The sequence below is a fragment of the Terrihabitans aquatilis genome (genome assembly GCF_052542005.1).
On sequence record NZ_JBOCUO010000002.1, the window covers coordinates 954867 to 973690 of the forward strand.

16 protein-coding genes and 1 pseudogene are annotated in these 18824 nt (G+C 65.7%); 11 read left to right on the top strand and 6 right to left on the bottom strand.

The window, feature by feature from the left end; all coding sequences use genetic code 11:
- The first annotated feature begins 18 nt into the window (after positions 1-18).
- Positions 19-636, top strand: coding sequence for a class I SAM-dependent methyltransferase (locus ACQ6S1_RS10695; protein WP_445041271.1), 618 nt, complete (start codon positions 19-21; stop codon positions 634-636).
- Between the two features lie 161 nt (positions 637-797).
- Positions 798-2006 carry a porin gene (locus ACQ6S1_RS10700; RefSeq protein WP_445041160.1) on the top strand — a complete coding sequence of 403 codons (1209 nt, stop codon included), beginning with the start codon at positions 798-800 and terminating at the stop codon, positions 2004-2006.
- Between the two features lie 78 nt (positions 2007-2084).
- Here the strand turns inward: ACQ6S1_RS10700 and ACQ6S1_RS10705 are convergent, their stop codons facing one another.
- Positions 2085-4496 (bottom strand): phosphoketolase family protein, encoded by a 2412-nt coding sequence (locus ACQ6S1_RS10705; RefSeq protein ID WP_445041161.1) that lies wholly within the window; start codon positions 4494-4496, stop codon positions 2085-2087.
- Positions 4497-4756: 260 nt separating this feature from the next.
- On the opposite strand from ACQ6S1_RS10705, the gene ACQ6S1_RS10710 reads away from it, so the two are divergent.
- Both ACQ6S1_RS10710 and ACQ6S1_RS10715 read left to right on the top strand, forming a co-directional pair.
- A complete protein-coding gene (locus ACQ6S1_RS10710; RefSeq protein WP_445041162.1) occupies positions 4757-5575 on the top strand; it encodes a Cof-type HAD-IIB family hydrolase in 819 nt (272 codons plus the stop codon).
- Positions 5576-5585: 10 nt separating this feature from the next.
- Entirely contained in the window at positions 5586-6761 is a 1176-nt protein-coding gene (locus ACQ6S1_RS10715; protein ID WP_445041163.1) for an acetate/propionate family kinase, read from the top strand.
- Here ACQ6S1_RS10715 and ACQ6S1_RS10720 read toward each other — a convergent pair.
- Positions 6747-6962 carry a hypothetical protein gene (locus ACQ6S1_RS10720; protein ID WP_445041164.1) on the bottom strand — a complete coding sequence of 72 codons (216 nt, stop codon included), beginning with the start codon at positions 6960-6962 and terminating at the stop codon, positions 6747-6749. The two genes, ACQ6S1_RS10715 and ACQ6S1_RS10720, sit on opposite strands and share 15 nt — an antisense overlap.
- A gap of 120 nt (positions 6963-7082) precedes the next feature.
- Between ACQ6S1_RS10720 and ACQ6S1_RS10725 the strand changes: the two genes are divergently transcribed.
- Both ACQ6S1_RS10725 and ACQ6S1_RS10730 read left to right on the top strand, forming a co-directional pair.
- On the top strand, positions 7083-7478 hold the full coding sequence (locus ACQ6S1_RS10725) for a MarR family winged helix-turn-helix transcriptional regulator (RefSeq protein ID WP_445041165.1): 396 nt from the start codon (positions 7083-7085) through the stop codon (positions 7476-7478).
- A 14-nt stretch (positions 7479-7492) separates the two neighbouring features.
- Positions 7493-8806, top strand: a complete 1314-nt coding sequence (locus ACQ6S1_RS10730; protein ID WP_445041166.1) for an MFS transporter — start codon at positions 7493-7495, stop codon at positions 8804-8806.
- Positions 8807-8813: 7 nt separating this feature from the next.
- Here the strand turns inward: ACQ6S1_RS10730 and ACQ6S1_RS10735 are convergent, their stop codons facing one another.
- Positions 8814-10445, bottom strand: coding sequence for an alpha-D-glucose phosphate-specific phosphoglucomutase (locus ACQ6S1_RS10735; RefSeq protein ID WP_445041167.1), 1632 nt, complete (start codon positions 10443-10445; stop codon positions 8814-8816).
- A 265-nt stretch (positions 10446-10710) separates the two neighbouring features.
- Here ACQ6S1_RS10735 and ACQ6S1_RS10740 point away from each other — a divergent pair, with 265 nt between their 5' ends.
- Positions 10711-10899: a hypothetical protein gene (locus tag ACQ6S1_RS10740; protein WP_445041168.1), complete on the top strand. Its 189-nt coding sequence runs from the start codon at positions 10711-10713 to the stop codon at positions 10897-10899.
- Positions 10900-10905: 6 nt separating this feature from the next.
- Positions 10906-11511, top strand: a complete 606-nt coding sequence (locus ACQ6S1_RS10745; RefSeq protein ID WP_445041272.1) for a helix-turn-helix domain-containing protein — start codon at positions 10906-10908, stop codon at positions 11509-11511.
- A gap of 50 nt (positions 11512-11561) precedes the next feature.
- Here the strand turns inward: ACQ6S1_RS10745 and ACQ6S1_RS10750 are convergent, their stop codons facing one another.
- Positions 11562-11732 carry a hypothetical protein gene (locus ACQ6S1_RS10750; protein ID WP_445041169.1) on the bottom strand — a complete coding sequence of 57 codons (171 nt, stop codon included), beginning with the start codon at positions 11730-11732 and terminating at the stop codon, positions 11562-11564.
- Position 11733: 1 nt separating this feature from the next.
- On the opposite strand from ACQ6S1_RS10750, the gene ACQ6S1_RS10755 reads away from it, so the two are divergent.
- Positions 11734-11931 (top strand): hypothetical protein, encoded by a 198-nt coding sequence (locus ACQ6S1_RS10755; RefSeq protein WP_445041170.1) that lies wholly within the window; start codon positions 11734-11736, stop codon positions 11929-11931.
- 138 nt (positions 11932-12069) lie between these two features.
- Here the strand turns inward: ACQ6S1_RS10755 and ACQ6S1_RS10760 are convergent, their stop codons facing one another.
- Together ACQ6S1_RS10760 and ACQ6S1_RS10765 are read right to left on the bottom strand one after the other, a co-directional pair.
- Positions 12070-12918: a response regulator gene (locus ACQ6S1_RS10760; protein WP_445041273.1), complete on the bottom strand. Its 849-nt coding sequence runs from the start codon at positions 12916-12918 to the stop codon at positions 12070-12072.
- A 58-nt stretch (positions 12919-12976) separates the two neighbouring features.
- A pseudogene (locus tag ACQ6S1_RS10765) lies at positions 12977-16329 on the bottom strand (hybrid sensor histidine kinase/response regulator).
- A 216-nt stretch (positions 16330-16545) separates the two neighbouring features.
- Between ACQ6S1_RS10765 and urtA the strand changes: the two are divergent.
- Positions 16546-17805: an urea ABC transporter substrate-binding protein gene (gene urtA / locus ACQ6S1_RS10770; RefSeq protein ID WP_445041171.1), complete on the top strand. Its 1260-nt coding sequence runs from the start codon at positions 16546-16548 to the stop codon at positions 17803-17805.
- Between the two features lie 90 nt (positions 17806-17895).
- Complete coding sequence (gene urtB, locus ACQ6S1_RS10775) at positions 17896-18822, top strand: urea ABC transporter permease subunit UrtB (protein WP_445041172.1); 927 nt, start codon at positions 17896-17898, stop codon at positions 18820-18822.
- Positions 18823-18824: the final 2 nt, after the last annotated feature.

An 18824-nucleotide genomic window follows, 5' to 3' on the forward strand; every position in this document is an offset into this window, starting at 1 on the left:
GCGGCCCTGATGGACCGGATGTACCGCCACCAGCGGCACATCTACGACGCCAGCCGCAAATTCTACCTGCTCGGGCGCGACGGGCTGATCGCCGACCTTGCGCCGCCCGAGGGAGGCAGCGTGCTGGAAATCGGTTGCGGCACGGGGCGCAACCTCGTCCGCATCGCGCAAGCCTATCCCTCGGCACGCTGCCATGGCCTCGATGTGTCGGAGGCCATGCTCGCCACAGCCTCGGCGTCCATCGATCGCGTCGGTCTCTCCGGCCGCATCCGCCTGGCACAGGCCGACGCCACCGATTTCGACCCCAACGTGCTGTTCGGTATCGAGGGCTTCGATCGCATCGTCATCTCCTATGCCCTGTCGATGATCCCGCCCTGGCAGGCGGTGCTGGCCTCCGCGCTCGGCCATCTCGCCCCCGGCGGGCAATTGCACATCGTGGATTTCGGCCACCAGCAGGGCCTTCCGCCGTTCTTCCGTGCGCTTCTGAACCGCTGGCTCTCGCTGTTCCACGTCACGCCGCGCCAGAATCTGGAGGCGGAAATCACCGCCATCGCCCAGGCGCGCGGCGTCTCAGTTCGTTGCACCCACCCCTTCCGGGGCTATGCCGTCCGCGCGCAGCTCACGCGCCCGGCCTGATCGCGCCCGGCCTGCCTCCGAGACATAGGGAGGTCATGGAGCGGTGCTATCGGGCCGCGGGGCTTGGGTGAATACCGAAATAGCAGTCTGTCGCTGCACGGGTTCACATGCGTGAAAAGTGCGGGGGTTGTGCAGTGAAGGCTTGTTTCGGGTTGGCGACGTTGGTCGCATGTTCGTCGTTCGCCCATGGGGCTCTGGCCGCGGATCTGCCGCTCGCCGAGCCTGTAGACCATGTGAAGGTCTGCGAGACCTACGGCATTCGCTTCTTCGCCCTTCCCGGCACCAACACCTGCCTGAAGATTTCCGGCATCGTCCGGTCCGACCGCCGCTGGGAACAGGACAACAGCACCGCCGGAGAGGCGGCGAGCAATGTCTACACCGACACGCGCGCGCGGATGCAGATCGACGCCCGCTCCGAGACCGATTACGGCACGCTGCGCAGCTTCATGGAGATAGAGGGCCGCGCCGACAGCACGGCGGGCAATGGCAGCGCGCCGGACTATCCGAACGGTGCGCTCAGCACGGGTTATCGCGCGGCCTTCGTGCAATTCGCCGGCTTCACCGCCGGCAAGGTCAGCCAATCGCTCTTCGACTACGTCCCATACCGAACGATGAGCGATCTGTTTTCGACCGAACAGGTCAACACGCTGGCCTACACCGCCAGCGTAGCGGGCGGTTACGAATTCACCGTCGGCGTCGAGGACAAATATTTCCGCGCATCGCCGGGCACCTTTTCGGACGGCAGCGGGCGCGGACTCGATCAGACCTGGCCGAGCCTCTTCGCCACCGTCAGCGCCAAGGGCGCATGGGGCGATGCGAAAGTCTCGGCCGTCGTGCAGGACAATGAGGGCGATGTCGGGGTCGGTCCGGGCGGCGATGAGCTCGGCTGGGCGGCCCTGGCCGGCGTCAGCCTCAACCTTCCGTCGAAGATCAAGGGCAGCGCGGTTTGGTTCGAGGCCGGCTATTCCGAGGGCGCGGGTTCCTATGTCGGCGCCGAAGCTTTCAGCGGCACCTTTCGGAACTTCACGCTCGGCAATCTCAGCGACCAGAGCTTCGTCGACGGGCGCTTCGAGAATGCGAGCGTCCTCAGTCTGGGCACCGGCATCGGCTGGTACTGGACCGGGAAGCTGAATTCGAACCTGGCCCTGTTCTACACCGACGTCGACCGGCCCGATGGCGCGGCGGGCCGCGCCGGGGAGGATTTCCGCTACTTCTTCGCGGAGGCCAACACCTATTTCAACATCGTGCCCAACGCGGATCTGATCGTCGCCGCGCAATATGGCCATCTCGATCTGGATTCGCCGCTTGCGCCCAATATGGGCAAGGACGATCACCTCGCGGTTGTCACCCGTCTGGCGCGCACTTTCTGAGCTGGAAGAAAAGAAAAGGGAGCCGGCAATCCGCGGGCTCCCTTCTCTTTGAGGTCTGATCGGCTCTTCGCGGCCGGGCTAGTCGCCGGCTTCCGCCGCCGTCTTGTAGGGCCACGTCCAGTTCTGGATCTCCGGCATGTCCTCGCCGTGCTCGCGGATGTAGCGCTGATGCTCGTCCAGCTTGGCCTGGCAATGCTGCACGGCGGCTTCCGCGCGGTCGGCCAGCCCCGGCACGCGGTAGATCGCCTCGAGCGCGAGATGGTAGCGGTCGAGCTCGTTCATCACCACCATGTCGAACGGCGTCGTGGTCGTGCCTTCCTCGTGGAAGCCGCGCACATGCATGTTGGCATGGCCGGTGCGCTTATAGGTCAGGCGGTGAATGAGATAGGGATAGCCGTGATAGGCGAAGATCACCGGCCGGTCGGTGGTGAAGAGCGCATTGTATTCGGCATGCGGCAGGCCGTGCGGATGCTGTTCCCGGTCCTGCAGGCTCATTAGGTCCACCACGTTCACCACGCGGATTTTCAGGTCCGGAACGTGGGTTTTCAGCAGATCGACCGCGGCCAGCGTTTCCAGCGTCGGCACGTCGCCGGCGCAGGCCATCACCACGTCCGGCTCCTGGCCGTCTATCTCGCGGCCCGCCCAGTGCCAGATGCCGATGCCCTTCTCGCAATGGGCGATCGCCTGCTCCATCGTCAGGAATTGCGGGGCCGGCTGCTTGCCCGCCACGATCACGTTGATGCGGTGATAGGTCTTCAGCACATGGTCGGTGATGCACAGCAAGGTGTTCGCATCCGGCGGGAAGTACAGCCGCACCGTGTCGGCCTTCTTGTTGGCCAGGAAGTCGACGAAGCCAGGGTCCTGATGGCTGAAGCCGTTGTGGTCCTGCCGCCAGACATGTGAGGTCAGGAGGTAATTCAGCGACGCCAGCGGCGGACGCCAGTCGATGTGGCGCGTTACCTTCAGCCATTTGGCGTGCTGGTTCACCATCGAATCCACGATGTGGATGAAGGCCTCGTAGCACGAGAACAGTCCGTGGCGGCCGGTCAGCAGATAGCCTTCCAGCCAGCCCTGGCACAGATGCTCGCTGAGGATCTCGACCACCCGTCCGTCCTGCGCGAGGTGGACGTCGTAGGGCTCGATGCGCTCCATCCACACCCGCTCCGTCACCTCGAACGCGGCATCGAGGCGGTTGGAGGCCGTCTCGTCGGGTCCGAACAGGCGGAAGTTCCGAGCCTCCTCATTGAGCTTGATGACGTCGCGGATGTACTGGCCCATCACGCGCGTCGCTTCGGCGATGGACCCGCCGGGATGCGGCACGTCCACGGCGTAATGACGCGGATCGGGAAGTTCCAGATCGCGCCGGATCTTGCCGCCATTGGCGTGCGGATTGGCGCCCATCCGCAGCTCGCCCTCGGGCGCCAGCGCCGCGATCTCGGGCTTGAGGCGTCCGTCCGCATCGAACAATTCGCCCGGATTGTAGCTCTTCAGCCAATCTTCCAGCACGCGGCGGTGGTCGTCGTTTTCGCGCGCGGTGGCCACCGGCACCTGGTGGGAACGCCAGAAATCCTCGACCTTCTTGCCGTCCACCTCGGCCGGGCCGGTCCAGCCCTTCGGGCTGCGCAGCACGATCATCGGCCAGCGCGGACGTTCGTTGACATAGCCGTCCTCGCGCGCCCCGGCCTGGATCTCGCGGATGCGGTCGAACGCGATGTCGAGCGCGCCCGCCATCTCCTGATGCATGGGCTCGTGCTCGTGGCCTTCCACGAAGATGGGGTCGTAGCCATAGCCGACGAACAGGCTGCGCAGTTCATCGTCGCGCATGCGGCCCATCACGGTCGGGTTGGCGATCTTGTAGCCGTTGAGGTGCAGGATCGGCAGCACCGCCCCGTCGTGCACGGGGTTGAGGAATTTGTTGCAGTGCCAGGAGGCGGCCAGCGGCCCGGTCTCGGCCTCGCCGTCGCCCACCACGCAGGCGGCGATCAGATCGGGATTGTCGAACACCGCGCCGAACGCGTGCATCAGGGCGTAGCCCAGCTCGCCGCCCTCATGGATCGAGCCGGGCGTTTCCGGGGCCACATGGCTCGGAATGCCGCCGGGGAACGAGAATTGGCGGAACAGCCGGCGCATGCCGTCCACGTTCTCGGCGATCTCCGGATAGACCTCGCTGTAGGTGCCTTCGAGATAGGTGTTGGCCACCATGCCCGGCCCGCCATGGCCCGGCCCGCACACATAGAGCACGCTCACATCGCGCGCCTTGATGACGCGGTTGAGGTGCGCGTAGATGAAATTCAGCCCCGGCGTCGTGCCCCAATGGCCCAGAAGGCGCGGCTTCACGTGCTCCGGCTTTAGGGGCTCGCGCAGCAGCGGATTGTCCATCAGGTAGATCTGCCCCACCGACAGATAGTTCGCCGCCTGCCAGTACAGCTGCGTCAGCCGCAACTCCTCGGCATCGAGAACCTTCGTACGGGTCCGGGCATGATCGTCCATCGGGCGGTCTCCTGAAATATCGACTGTGAGCGAGCAGGTTACGGTCGGGCCATGACCAAAGTACGACCCATTCCCGTGAACGCAATGTTCGCGCCAGAGACCTTCCGTCACACATTCGTGCTTGTCATGTGATCTTTGCGCGCTGGCGCCTCGCATGCCAGACTCCCGGCCCACTTACCGCGTCCCGTCGTGAGGCCTGGCAAGCTCACGCCGGAATCCCCCGCGCCGCCCATAGCGGACCTCGTCCCGGAGATGTCATCATGACCACGCCCATCCGCCTGTTCGTTTCGGACGTCGATGGAACCCTGGTGCGTGGCGACAAATCCCTCTCCGACGTCACGGCCGCCGCCATTGCGCGCCTTCAGGGAGCGGGGCTCCCGGTCACGCTCATCAGCGCCCGCCCGCCGAGCGGCATTCGCGGCCTCGCGGAAACGCTCGGCATCGATCTGCCGCTGGCCGCCTTCAACGGCGGTACCCTCTTCCGTCGCGACGGCACCATCCTCGAACAGAATCACGTGCCGGTCGAAGTTTCCAAGGCAGTGCTGCGGCGGCTGGAAGCGGACGGCGTGACGCGCTGGATCTTCGCAGACGGAAAATGGTTCGCCAGCGAATTGGATGGCCCGCATTTCGACCGCGAACGCCTCGCCGCCGCCCTTGACCCGACCCTCATCGGGGACGTTTCCGAAATCCTTCCGCGCATCGACAAGATCGTGGGCGTCAGCGACGACGAGCCCCTGCTGGCCGGCCTCGAAGAGGATTTGCAGCGTGAGCTGCCGGACGCCACCATCGCCCGCTCGCAGCCCTATTACCTCGACATCACCCACAAGGTTGCGAACAAGGGCAACGGCCTGGCCTTCCTCGCCAACGCCATCGGCGTCGATCTCGCGAACACGGCGGTCGCCGGAGACATGCGCAACGATCTGCCCATGTTTGCCCGCGCCGGCCTGTCCATTGCCATGGGGCAGGCGCCGGACGAGGTGCTCCGCGCCGCAACCCATCGGACGGGGCCGAACGACGAGGACGGTCTGGCCGACGCCATCGACCGGCTGATCCTGCCATTCGTCGCCGCTCGGGCCTGAGGAGAGGGCCATGAGCGGCGATCTCCTGATGACCTTCAATGCCGGCTCGTCCACGCTGAAGCTCGGCCTGTTCGAGGTGAGGGAAGGGCAGGCGTCCCGCATCGGCAAGGGCATGATCGACCTGCGCAGCTCCCCGCTCGTCCTGCATCTGACGGAAGGGCCGCGCGTCGAGGACCTCACGCTGAAGGCCGCAATCACCGAAGACCTGCACGAAATGCTGGACGAGACGTTCGCGCTCTTGGCCGAGCATTTCCATATGGCGGGCGTGGCCGCCATCGGCCACCGCGTCGTCCATGGCGGCGATCTGTTCGATGGTCCCGTCCGCATCGACGATGCCGCCATCGCCAAAATCCGTGAGCTGGTCGATCTCGCCCCGCTTCACCAGCCGCAAAGCCTCCGGCTGATCGAGGCGGTGGGTCGGCTTCGTCCCGTTTTGGCACAAAGCGCATCCTTCGACACCGCCTTCCACCGCACCGCCAGCGATCTCGTGCGCCGCTTCGCTTTGCCCCGCGCCATGCACGAGCGCGGCATCAAGCGTTATGGCTTCCACGGCCTGTCCTACGCGTCCATCGCCGGCTCCCTGCGGAATCGGGCTTCGGACATCGCCGACGGCCGCGTGGTCGTCGCTCATCTCGGCAGCGGCGCCAGCCTGTGCGCCTTGCACGAGGGCCGCAGCCGTGACACCAGCATGAGCTTCACCCCGCTCGATGGCATCCCCATGGCCACACGTTGCGGTGCGCTCGATCCCGGCGTGCTGCTGCATCTCCTGGGGCAGGAAAAGCGCGATCTCGAAGCCGTCCAGCGCATGCTCTATCACGAGGCCGGACTGCTCGGCGTATCCGGTATCAGCGCCGACAGTCGCGTGCTTCTTGAAAGCGATCGGCCGGAAGCCGCCGAGGCGCTCGATCTCTTCACTTTCCGCATTTCGGGAGAGGTCGCGCGGTTGGCGAACACGCTCGGCGGCCTCGACGCCCTCGTCTTCACCGCCGGCATCGGCGAGCATCAGGCCCCGGTCCGCGCCGCCATCGCCCGCCGTCTGGCCTGGCTCGGGCTGGATCTCGACGAGGAACGCAATACCGGGAACGCGGCCGTGATCTCGGCCGACGGCAGCCGCGTGCGGGCCCTCGTCATCCCCACCGACGAGGAACAGGTCATCGCCGACGAGGCGGTCTCAGTCCTGTTCTAGTCCGGATTGCCGGCGCTGCTGGCGCGCCGCATTGATGGCCAAAAGCGTCTTGAACAACGGCGCGCAGGTGCCGCCGAGGATCGCGCCGCCGATCGTCCATCCCAGCGCGCCGCCGCCCAGCACCTCGTCGCCCACATACGCGGCGAGCATGCAGCCGATCAGCGCCAGAGCGCCTTTCCAGATAAAGCCCGATGTCGTCACGTCCTGCCCCCCGCCGAGCCGGGAGCATCGTCCGGAAACGAGCCTGGAGGCAAGCGGCCCCGCCACGTAAACGAACCGTCTCAGCTTGCGCGGCCAAAGATATGGGTATATGCCCGCATTATGAGCGAATGCTATTGCAACCTCCTGCGCGACGCCGCCCGCCGTCTCACCAACGCCTATGACGAGGCCTTGGCGCCGGTCGGCATCAACATCGCCCAGTTCCGGCTGCTGCGCCTTCTCGCACGCACCGGCCCGTCCGCATTGACGGAGCTTGGCCGCCAGGCCGATCTCGATCGCTCCACGATCGGCCGCAATGTGCGCGTGCTGGAAAAAATGGGCTTGGCGGGCCTCCATCGCGGCAAGGATGCGCGCGAGGCGCAGGTGGTGCTGACAGACGATGGCCGAGCCGTATTGGCTGCCGCATTGCCCTTGTGGGAGGGCGTGCAGAACCGCCTGGAAGGCAACATGACCCCTGCCGTCCGCGACGGCCTCCATTCCCTGATGACGGCCCTCTGACCGCGAGACGAACGATGACGATTCCCGCACATCCGGCATCTTCCCCGCTCGCGGCCGCCCTTGCCCGGCGCGGTGTGCATTACGGCTGGGTCGTCGCGGCCGTCACCTTTCTCACGATGTTGGTCACGGCCGGTGCGGTCGGCGCGCCCGGCGTCCTCATCGTGCCGCTTCAAGAGGAATTCGGCTGGGCCAACGCCGACATCTCGTCCGCGCTCGCGGTGCGGCTCGTCCTGTTCGGCCTCATGGGCCCGTTCGCCGCCGCCTTCATGAACCGCTTCGGCATCCGCCGGGTCGCCTCGGTGGCGCTCATCCTCATCGCCTCGGGCGTGCTCGGCTCGTTCTTCATGACGCGGCTTTGGCACCTCTTCCTGTTGTGGGGCGTGGTTGTCGGCTTCGGCACCGGCCTCACCGCCATGGTGCTCGGCGCCACCGTCGCCACCCGCTGGTTCGCCCAGCGTCGCGGCCTCGTCATGGGCGGTCTCACCGCCAGCACGGCCACGGGGCAGCTTGTCTTCCTGCCGGCATTGGCCTCGCTCACCGAAAGCGTGGGCTGGCGCAGCGCGCTGGTCGTTGTGCTTGCCATGCTGCTCGTCGCCGCAATCACTGTCCTTGCTCTGATGCGCGACCGCCCGGCCGATCTCGGCCTGCCGCGCTATGGCGATGATGTCGTCGATCCCGGTCCGCCCGCCCCGTCCAGCCTCGGCGCCATGCTGCTCTCGCCGCTGCGCACGCTGCGTGACGTGGCAGGCTCGCGCACCTTCTGGGTTCTGTTCGGCACATTCTTCGTCTGCGGCGCCAGCACCAATGGCCTGATCGGCACCCATTTCGTCGCGCTGTGCGGCGATTACGGCATCGTGCCCGTCGCGGCGGCGGGGGTGCTCGCGGCCATGGGCATGTTCGATCTCGTTGGCACGCTCGGCTCCGGCTGGCTGTCCGACCGTTACGACGCGCGCTGGCTGCTCGCCTGGTATTACGGCCTTCGGGGGCTGTCGCTGCTCTATCTGCCGTTCAGCGATTTCAGCTTCTACGGCCTGTCGCTGTTCGCAGTCTTCTATGGCCTCGACTGGATCGCCACCGTCCCGCCCACGGTGAAGATCGCGGCCGACCGTTTCGGAGACCGCGCCAATCTCGTCTTCGGCTGGGTGTTCGCCGGCCACCAGCTCGGCGCGGCGTTCGCCGCCTATGGCGCGGGCTTCACCCGCACCACGTTCGACACCTATCTCCCGGCCTTCTTCGCCGCCGGCATCCTCTGCATGCTGGCCTCGGCCTCGTTCGTCCTGCTCCGCAAGCGCCACATCTCGGCGCCGCTCGTGGAGCAGGCTGCCTAAGGCTGCGTCAGGTGATGACGTCCGGCGCCTCGCGGCCGGTGCGTGTCTTGATGTCCGCCAGTTCGCAGGCGGCGGCGATCACGTCCTTCAGCGCCTCCTGCGGATCGAGGTCATGCCTCGTCGCGTCCGGCTCGTAGGCCTCGAGGTAGACGCGCAGCGTCGCGCCCTCGGTGCCGGTGCCCGACAGGCGGAACACGGCCCGCGCCCCGTTCTCGAAATGCACGCGCACACCCTGATTGCGGCTCACTGAGCCGTCGGTCGGGTCGGCATAGGCGAAATCGTCGGCGCTGCGTACAGCAAGCCCGGCAAAGCTCTGCCCCGGCAGATCGGCGAGCCGTGCGCGCAGATCGGCCATCAGGGTATCGCCGGCCTCCTGCGCAATGCCCTCATAATCGTGGCGGGTGTAGTAATCGCGGCCATAGGTGCGCCAATGGTCGCGCAGGATGTCGGCCACGCTCTGGCCGCGTGCGGCGACGATGTCGAGCCACACGAGAACGGCCCAGAGCCCGTCCTTTTCCCGCACGTGGGACGAGCCGGTGCCCGCGCTCTCCTCGCCGCAGATCGTCACGCGGCCGGCGTCGAGGAGATTGCCGAAGAACTTCCATCCGGTCGGCGTCTCGAACATGCCGACGCCCAATTTCTCCGCCACCCGGTCGGCGGCGCGGCTGGTCGGCATCGAGCGGGCGATGCCGGCAATGCCGCCGGTATAGCCCTTGGCGAGGTGCAGGTTCGCGGCCAGCACGGCCAGGCTGTCGGAGGGGGAGACGGATAGATTGCGTCCCAGCACGATGTTGCGGTCGCCGTCGCCGTCGGACGCGGCCCCCATGTCCGGCGCGTCGGCCGAGAACATCAGGTCGAACAATTCCTTGGCATAGACCGGGTTCGGGTCGGGGTGGTGCCCGGCGAAGTCCGGCGAGGGCGTGCCGTTGACCACGGTGCCCGCCGGCGCGCCCAGCCGCTCCTCCAGGATGACCTTGGCATAAGGTCCGGTCACGGCGTGCATGGCGTCGAACCGCATGCGGAAGCCGGAGGCGAACAGGGCGCGGATGCGGTCGAAACCGACCAGGCTTTCCATCAGCTCCACGTAATCGGTGACGGGATCGATGATCTCGACCGCGAGGCCAGCCAAATTCGTCTCGCCGATCGTGCCCAGCGCCGGCGCATCTTCGGAAAGGATCCTGTAGGAATCGACCGCCTTGGTGCGGGCGAAGATCGCGTCCGTCACGTTTTCAGGAGCCGGGCCGCCGTTCGGCGTGTTGAATTTCAGGCCGAAATCGCCGTGCTCACCGCCGGGATTATGGCTGGCCGAGAGGACGAGCCCACCATCGGCTTTCCGCTTGCGGATGACGTTGGAAGCGGCCGGCGTCGAGAGCAGGCCGCCCTGGCCTACAATGGCACGCGCGGCTCCGTTGGCGGCCAGCATGCGCAGGATGATGCCGATCGCAGTGTCGTTGAAGAAGCGCCCGTCGCCGCCCACCACGATGGTGCGGCCCTTCACCCCGCCGATACCATCGATGATGGCCTGGACGTAATTTTCGAGAAAGCCGGGCCGCATGAACACGGAGGTCTTCTTGCGCAGTCCGGAAGTGCCGGGCTTCTGGCCCTCGATCGGGGCTGTCGTGATCGTCTCGATCGTCATGTTCGACCCTTCGTCAATGAACCATCCCGCGGGAGCACCGGCATCGAGGTCCGATTCGGACGGGAGCCGCCTCTAGAAACCCGCAGCCCCGCCGGATGGCAAGAGGCTCGGCATCCTGACCATTCCTCAGCACAGCTGGAAGGCCGAGACCGACGTCGCATCTGGGGCGAGATCAAAAAACAGAAGAAAAAAGTATATAAACAAAGACTGCTTGACCATCACGTAATTTGAGACAGAATAACGCTTCCTAACAGGAGCATGGCCTGTGCAGACATCCGCTGCCGAAATCATCGATCTCGCCGCTTATCGGGAAGCTCGTCGCCGCCGGCAGATGGGGCCGTCCGCCACGGCGCAGATGCCTGTTTTCGTCGCGCCGATGTTCGTTCCCATGGTCTGGATGCCGGTCTGGTTCTGTGCCCCGTTCGGGATGGTGGGCTCGCAGCATCAGGCGTGACCCGTGATGGAAACCCACGCGCTCGACGGCGTCGAGGATCCATCGGCTGAGCTCCCGCACATCGTCGGCCGCAATCTGCGGCGCTTGCGCACCCGGCGCGGACATTCTCTGGAGCGTCTCGCCAAGCTGTCAGGTGTCAGCCGCGCAATGCTGGGCCAGATCGAGACGGGCAAGAGCGCGCCCACCATCGGCCTGTTGTGGAAGGTGGCGACGGCGCTCGGCGTGCCCTTCGCCAACCTTCTGGTGGCCGAGGCCACCCATGGCACCTCGGTGCTGCGCCGCGAGGACGCCAAGATCCTCGCCTCGCGCGACGGCAAGTTCACCTCACGCGCGCTGTTTCCGTTCAACGAGGCGCGCAATGTCGAATTCTACAAGCTGAGGATCGCGGCTCATCATCGGGAGAACGCCGAGGCGCACGCCCCGGGCACGCGGGAAAATCTGATCGTGGAGGCGGGCACGCTCGAGATCCGCTGTGCCGACCATGCCCCGGTCGTCCTGTCGGAGGGGGACGCCATCCTGTTCGATGCCGACGTCCCGCACGCCTACCGGAACCTGGGGCCGACGGAGGCGGTGGTCTATCTCGTCATGACCTATGTGGAGCCGGTCGGCTGACATGAAAAAGCCGGCCGCGAGGCCGGCTTTTCTCCGCGACGAAGCGGGGATCAGGCGGCCGCCTTCTCCGGCATACACATCATCGTCATGCCGCAGCAATTCATCATCATCGGCATGCCCATCATGCCCATGTTCATCATCTGCTGGCAGCAGGCCATGAACATGTCCTTCATGGACTCGTCCATCGGCATCATTTCGCAGGTCATGCCGTTGGCGGTCATCGTGCAGGTCATCTTGCACATCATCATCGGCATCATGCCGTTCATGGGCATGCCGCCCATCATGTTCATCGGCATCATTCCGCCCATCATCATGTTCATGGGCATCATCGCCTGCATCGCATTGTTCATGATCGTGCTCCGGTCCTGGGTTTCCGTGAACGCGCCCCCGCGTTCGCTGAAGGGGGTGCTAGGCCCCTGAAACGGCCTGAACAATCGGGATCTGGGGCCCGGATTCACTTTCCTCCGCTGCATCGGAAGAGGCGTCGAAAGGATTGGACAGGCGGCTAGAATCGCGGCGGATCATCCGCTTTAGCAGCGAAGCGGGGCCGCGCCGACGTCACGAATCCGCCATGGTGCGGATCGCAACGGCCGCCGCCGAGGCCCGGTTCTCGACGCCGAGCTTGGTGAAGATCTGCTCCAGATGCTTGCTCACCGTGCGGTGGCTGAGATCGAGGATCTCGGCGATGTCCTTGTTGGCCTTCCCGCGCGCCAGCCACAGCAGAACCTCGGCCTCGCGGACGGTCAGAGACAGCCGCTCGCGCAGCACCGCTTCCGGCAGCGCCGTGCGCTCTTCGGCGATCCGCAGCAAGAGTTCGTCGGGCCCCGTCCGGGCCAGGAACGACACCTGAAGCCGTCTGTCGCCGCTCAGGACCGAGATCTGCGGCGCGCCGCCACCGCTGAGCGTGGCGATCCAGGCCTGAACCTCCCCGGGCATCGCCGGCGCGCCCGCCGCGAACGCCGGAAACAGCTCGCCGAGAAGCCGCCGCGCCTGTGGCGTCGCCCACACCACGTCGCCGCGTGCGTTCGTCGACAAGAGGAAGCGCCCGCTGGCGTCGAGGGCGATGCGTGCGCTCTGCGCGGCTCGGGCATTGGCGAGGTGGACGCGAATGCGCGCGATCAGCTGGTCGGGCACGATGGGCTTCACCACATAATCGACGCCCCCCGCGCCCAGTCCTCGCACCACGTCCTCGGTCTCGGTCAGGCCGGTCATGAAGATGATCGGCACGTGCGAGAGGCCCTCGCTGCGCTTGAGCCGCCGCGTCGTCTCGAAGCCGTCGATGCCCGGCATCACGGCGTCCATCAGGATGATGTCCGGCGTGATCTGTTCCACGAGCTTCAGCGCACTGTCGCCGTCGAGCGCCACCAGCACCGTCATGCCCGCTTCCTCCAGCGCGCTTGTCAGCATGCTGAGATTGTCGGGCGAATCCTCGACCACGAGGACGATGTCGCGAGGGTGCGGCGTCTCATTCACCGGTCAATGTCTCCAGTGCGGACATGTAGCGTTTGAGGTCGAAATTGCGGATGTGGTCGCCCAAATCGTCGGCCAGCGCGTGGTTGCCGGGCGATTCCTCGCGCAATTCCTGCAGCTTGGCCTCGATGCCGCGAATATAGCCGATCGTGCCCAGCCGCTTCAGCTCGTCGATGTGCCGCTGCGCCAGTGTGCGCGTTTCCGGGTTCGGTGCAACGGGCGGGGACTGTGCCCCTTCATAGATCCAGTCCAGCCGCAGCAGGTCGCGGATGCGCTCCAGCAGCTTTTCCATGTCCACCGGCTTGGGCAGAAGGTCGTCGTAGATCTCGCCGCCATGCCGGGCGCTGGGATCGGTCATGTTGGCCGACACCATCAGGATGCGTGCCTCGATATGCCCCGCCGCCCGCAGCGTTCCGGCAAGTTCGATCCCGCTCATACCCGGCATCGAGATGTCGAGCAGGAACAGGTCCGGCCGCACGTCGCGGGCCATTTTCAGGCACGTTGCGCCGTCCGGCGCCGTCAGCAGCACGAAACCCAGCGGCACCAGCACCTCGCGCATCAGATCGCGATGGTTGGGGTCGTCGTCCGTCACCAGAACGGTGACGCGCGGCCCCTGATAGCCGAGGATGCGTCTCTGCGGCGCGGTCACGGCCAGCGGTGTCTCGACCGAGGCCAGCAGCAGCCGCACCGTGAACACCGTGCCCAAACCCAGCGTGCTGCGCACCTGGATCGCGCCGCCCATGATCTCGGTCAGCAATTGCGTGATGGTCAGGCCCAGCCCGATGCCCGGCGTCATCTCGGCATCGAGCCCGAATCCGCGCTCGAACGGCGCGAAGATGCGCTCGAAATCACTGGCCGGGATGCCGGGTCCGCTGTCCTCGATCTGGAATTCCGCCACGCCGCTGCGCATCGTCAGCGTCAGGGCCACATGGCCGTGTTCGGTGAACTTGATGGCGTTCGACAGGAGGTTGATCAGCACCTGCCGAAGCCGCTTCTCGTCGGTCGAGACGAGCGCGGGCAGGCGCTCGGGCCGGCTGAAGCGGAAATCGAGCCCCTTGGCCCCCGCTTGCAGGCGGAACATCTCGACGATCTGTTCCAGGAATTCGGGCAGCCGCACCACGTCGCGGCTGAGCTGGAGGCGGCCGGATTCGATGCGCGAGATGTCGAGCAGCCCGTCGATCAGCCCGGAAAGATGCTCGGCCGAACGTCGTATCACCCGCACGCCGCTTTGCCGCGCGGCGGGAATGCGCTCGTCGCGCTCCATCAGCTGGGCATAGCCGAGTATGGCGTTGAGCGGCGTCCGCAATTCGTGGCCGATGCCCATCACATAGCGGCTCTTGGCCTGGTTCGCGGCCTCCGCCACGTCGCGCGCCTTCTGCAACTCCGCATCGGTTTCCTCATGCGCCTCGATCTCGCGCAGGAGGAGGCGGGTCTGCCCGTCGGATTCCTCCTCGGCCACGCGGCGGCTCTCATGCGCCAGCACGAACAGCCACGACACGATCCCCGCCACGATCACGAGGATGAAGAACACCACCCACATCGTATGGGCGATGATCGGCTTGTGGTCGGCGGCGTTGATCGTGGCCTGGAAGAAGACGAGCGCCAGCATGATGCCGATCGCGGCGGTGCTCAGCGCGAACACGCCGATGAAGCGTCCCACGCCCGAATTCAGCACCTGCGCCAGCCGGGGCGGCAGCAGCGCCTGCGTCAGGCTGCCGAACTGCGCCGAGAGGCGGCCGTGCGGCTTGCAGCCGTCGCGGCAGCGCGCGTCGAGCGAGCAGCACAGCGAGCAGATCGGGCCGGAATAGACCGGGCATCCCGCCATGTCCTGCGGCTCGAACGAATGTTCGCACACGCAGCACGGCACCAGCGCCGCGCCGGCCCAATCCTCCTTGGGCCGGCGGGCAAGGTAATAGCGCCCCCGCGTGGCCGCCGCGATCAGAGGGCTCGCGACCAACGACACCGCGAGCGCGATGAACGGCGCGAGCGCCTGTGCCACATCGCCGAACATTCCGCCGAACGCCGTCAACGCCAGCACGCAGGCCAGCAGCATCGACCCCAGGCCCACGGGGTTGATGTCGTAGAGGTGCGCCCGCTTGAACTCGATGCCCGGCGGGCTGAGGCCGAGCGGCTTGTTGACGACGAGGTCGGCCACCAGAGCGCCGATCCAGGCCACCGCCACGATGGAATAGAGCCCGAGCGTCTGCTCCAGCGCGCGGTAGATGCCGAGCTCCATCAGCATCAGCGCGATCGCCACGTTGAACACCAGCCACACCACGCGTCCGGGATGGCTGTGCGTCAGGCGCGAGAAGAAGTTCGACCAGGCGATCGAGCCGGCATAGGCGTTCGTCACGTTGATCTTGAGCTGCGAGATCACGACGAACGCGCCCGTCAGCAGCAGCGCCAGCCCCTCCCATGAGGTCACGTAGCCGAAGGCCACGAGATATACATCTGCGTCGGCTCGGCGGCGTCGCTGAAGTCGAGGCCGTGATGCACCGCCAGCACCGCCAGCAGCGAGCCGGCCATCAGCTTCACGAATCCCGGCACCACCCAGCCGGGCCCGCCGACGATGACCGACAGCCACCATTTGGCCCGGTTGCCCGTCCGTGCGCGCGGCACGAAGCGCAGCACGTCGGCCTGTTCGCCGAGCTGGGCCACCAGCGCCAGCACCACGCCGGCCGCCGAGCCGAACAGCACGAGGTTGAACGGCCCGCCGCCATCCGCCGGAAAGTCGAGCCAGGACGTGACCGCCTCCGGCGCCGACCAGAAGATCACCGCGAAGGGCAATATGTGCAGCACGATCCAGAACGGCTGCGTCCACAGCTGGAACCGTGTGATCCAGGTGATGCCGTGCGTGACGATGGGGATGATCACCACCGATGAGATGAGGTAGCCCAGCGGCAGCTCGATCCCCAGGCACATCTTCAGGGCCTGCGCCATGATGGCGGCCTCGATGGCGAACAGGATGAAGGTGAAGCTCGCATAGATCAGCGAGGTGATCGTCGAGCCGATATAGCCGAACCCCGCGCCCCGGGTCAGCAGGTCCACGTCCACGCCGTATTTGGCGGCGTAATAGGAAATCGGCAGGCCGATCAGGAAGATCAGCGCGCACACGAACGCCATGGCGGCGATGGCGTTCGTCGCGCCGTAGGTCAGGGTCAGCGTGCCGCCGATCGCCTCCAGCGCCAGAAACGAGATGGCGGCCAGCGCCGTGTGGCCCACCCGCACGGCCGACCATCGCCGCGCGCTCTCCGCCGTGAAGCGCAGCGCATAATCTTCGAGGGTCTGGTTCGCGACCCATTGGTTGTATTGCCGCCGCACGCGCACGATGCGTTGCGGGCCCGAAATGCCCATGCCCGCGGAAGATCCTTCTTCGTTCATCCCGGATGGAAGCAAGAACCGTTCCGCGCCAGACGCTTGAGCATTGTGTGTCGCAGCATGCCCGGCCCCCTCGGGCAAGTGGCATACGGCAATTGACGTATACCACGGGTTTTCATGTCCGCAGACACTGGCCTTCAACAGGGGCGGCGCGGGGCGCGTCCCTCAGCAAGGGGGTCATCGAACATGGCAGACGACAAGGGACAGGGGCTCGAATCCGCGCTTCGCCGCAAGCTGTTGATGGGCATGGCGGCGCTTCCGGCGGCGGCTTTGCTGCCGAAATTCGCCTATGCGCAGGCCCCGGCCACGGCTGCGGTCAACACCACGGGCCTTGCCGTCACCGACACCGAGGTCACGGTCGGCATCCTTCATTCCGTCACCGGCACCATGGCCATCTCCGAGACGGGTTCGGTGCAGGCCGAGAAGCTCGCCATCGAGCAGATCAACGCGGCGGGCGGCGTGCTCGGCCGCAAGATCAAGTACATCCAGGAAGACGGCGCCTCCGATTGGCCGACCTTTGCCGAAAAAGCGCGCAAGCTGCTCGTCAACGACAAGGTGGCCGCCGTCATGGGCTGCTGGACCTCGGCCTCACGCAAGGCGGTGCTGCCGGTGTTCGAGCAGTACAACGGCATGCTCTATTACCCGACCTTCTATGAAGGCCTGGAGCAGTCGAAGAACGTCATTTACACGGGCCAGGAAGCAACCCAGCAGATCCTCGCCGGCCTCGACTGGGTCAACAAGGAGAAGAGCGCCAAGAGCTTCTACCTGATCGGCTCGGATTACATCTGGCCGCGCACCTCCATGAAGATCGCGCGCAAGCACATCGAATCCAAGCTCGGCGGCTCGGTCTCGGGCGAGGAATACTTCCCGCTCGGCCACACCCAGTTCAACTCGGTCATCAACAAGATCAAGCTGCGCAAGCCCGACGTGATCTACGCCGCGGTCGTCGGCGGCTCCAACGTCGCCTTCTACAAGCAGCTCAAGGCAGCCGGCATCGACCTGTCCAAGCAGACCCTGCTCACCATCTCGGTCACGGAAGACGAGATCGACGGCATCGGCGGCGAGAACATCGCCAACGCCTATTCCTGCATGAAATACTTCCAGTCGCTCGACAATCCGAACAACAAGGAATTCGTCGAGGCCTTCCACAAGATGTGGGGCGAAAAGACCGTCATCGGCGACGTCACGCAGGCCGCCTATCTCGGCCCGTGGCTCTGGAAAATGACGGTCGAGAAGGCCGGCTCCTTCGACGTCGACAAGATCGCGGCGGCCTCGGGCGGCATCGAATTCGACAAGGCGCCGGAAGGTTACGTCAAGGTCCACGACAACCATCATCTGTGGTCCAAGACGCGCGTCGGCCAGGCCCAGTCCAACGGCCAGTTCAAGGTGGTCTACGAGACGGCCGACCTCATCGAGCCGAACCCCTTCCCTGAGGGATATCAATAAGTTGCAGCAAAGCGGGAGGCGCCATGGGCGCCTCCTGACAGGTTTTTGCGTGCTGGCGGCGCCGTGCGGGGCACGGAAGGGGGCGGGATCATGTTTTCCGAATATTCGCTGACGGAGTTGGGCTCCATCTTCGCCATGCAGGGCTTTGCCGGGCTCATATTGTTCTCGGTCTTCGTCCTGATGGCGCTTGGCCTTGCCATCATCTTCGGCCAGATGGGCGTCATCAACATGGCCCACGGCGAATTCATGATCCTGGGCGCCTACGTCACCTATTTCACTTCGCAATTCTTCCTGAACCACATGCCGGCTTTGTTCGGCGGCTATTTCTTCGTGGCCATGGCTTTGGCCTTCGTGGCCGCCGGGCTGCTCGGAATGTTCATCGAATGGGCGCTCATCCGACACCTCTACAAGCGCCCGCTCGACACGCTGCTCGCCACCTGGGGCCTCAGCCTCATCCTGCAGCAGCTCTACCGCACCTTCTTCGGTCCGCGTGAGGTCGGCGTCGAGCTGCCGCAATGGATGATGGGCTCGATCCCGCTCACCGACATGATCGAGGTCCAGATCAACGGTCTGTTCGTGATGGGCCTGACCACCGTCATCACCATCGTCGTCGCCGTGCTGATGTACCGCTCGCGCTGGGGCAAGCAGGTCCGCGCCGTGGTGCAGAACCGCGTGATGGCCGGCGCGGTCGGCATCAACACCGAGCGGGTCGATCGCCTCACCTTCGGTCTCGGCTGCGGCATTGCCGGCGTCGCGGGCTCCGCCTTCACCATGATCGGCTCCACCGGTCCCACCTCCGGCCAGCTTTACATCGTCGACACCTTCCTCGTCGTGGTGTTCGGCGGCGCCGGCAGCCTTATTGGCACGATCGCCTCGGCCTTCACCATCTCCCAGGCCCAGTCGACCATGGAATTCTTCCTGTCCGGCTCCATGGCCAAGGTTCTCACGCTGCTCGGCGTGGTCGGCATCCTGATGCTGCGCCCGCAGGGCCTGTTCACCCTCAAGGTCCGGCGCTGAGG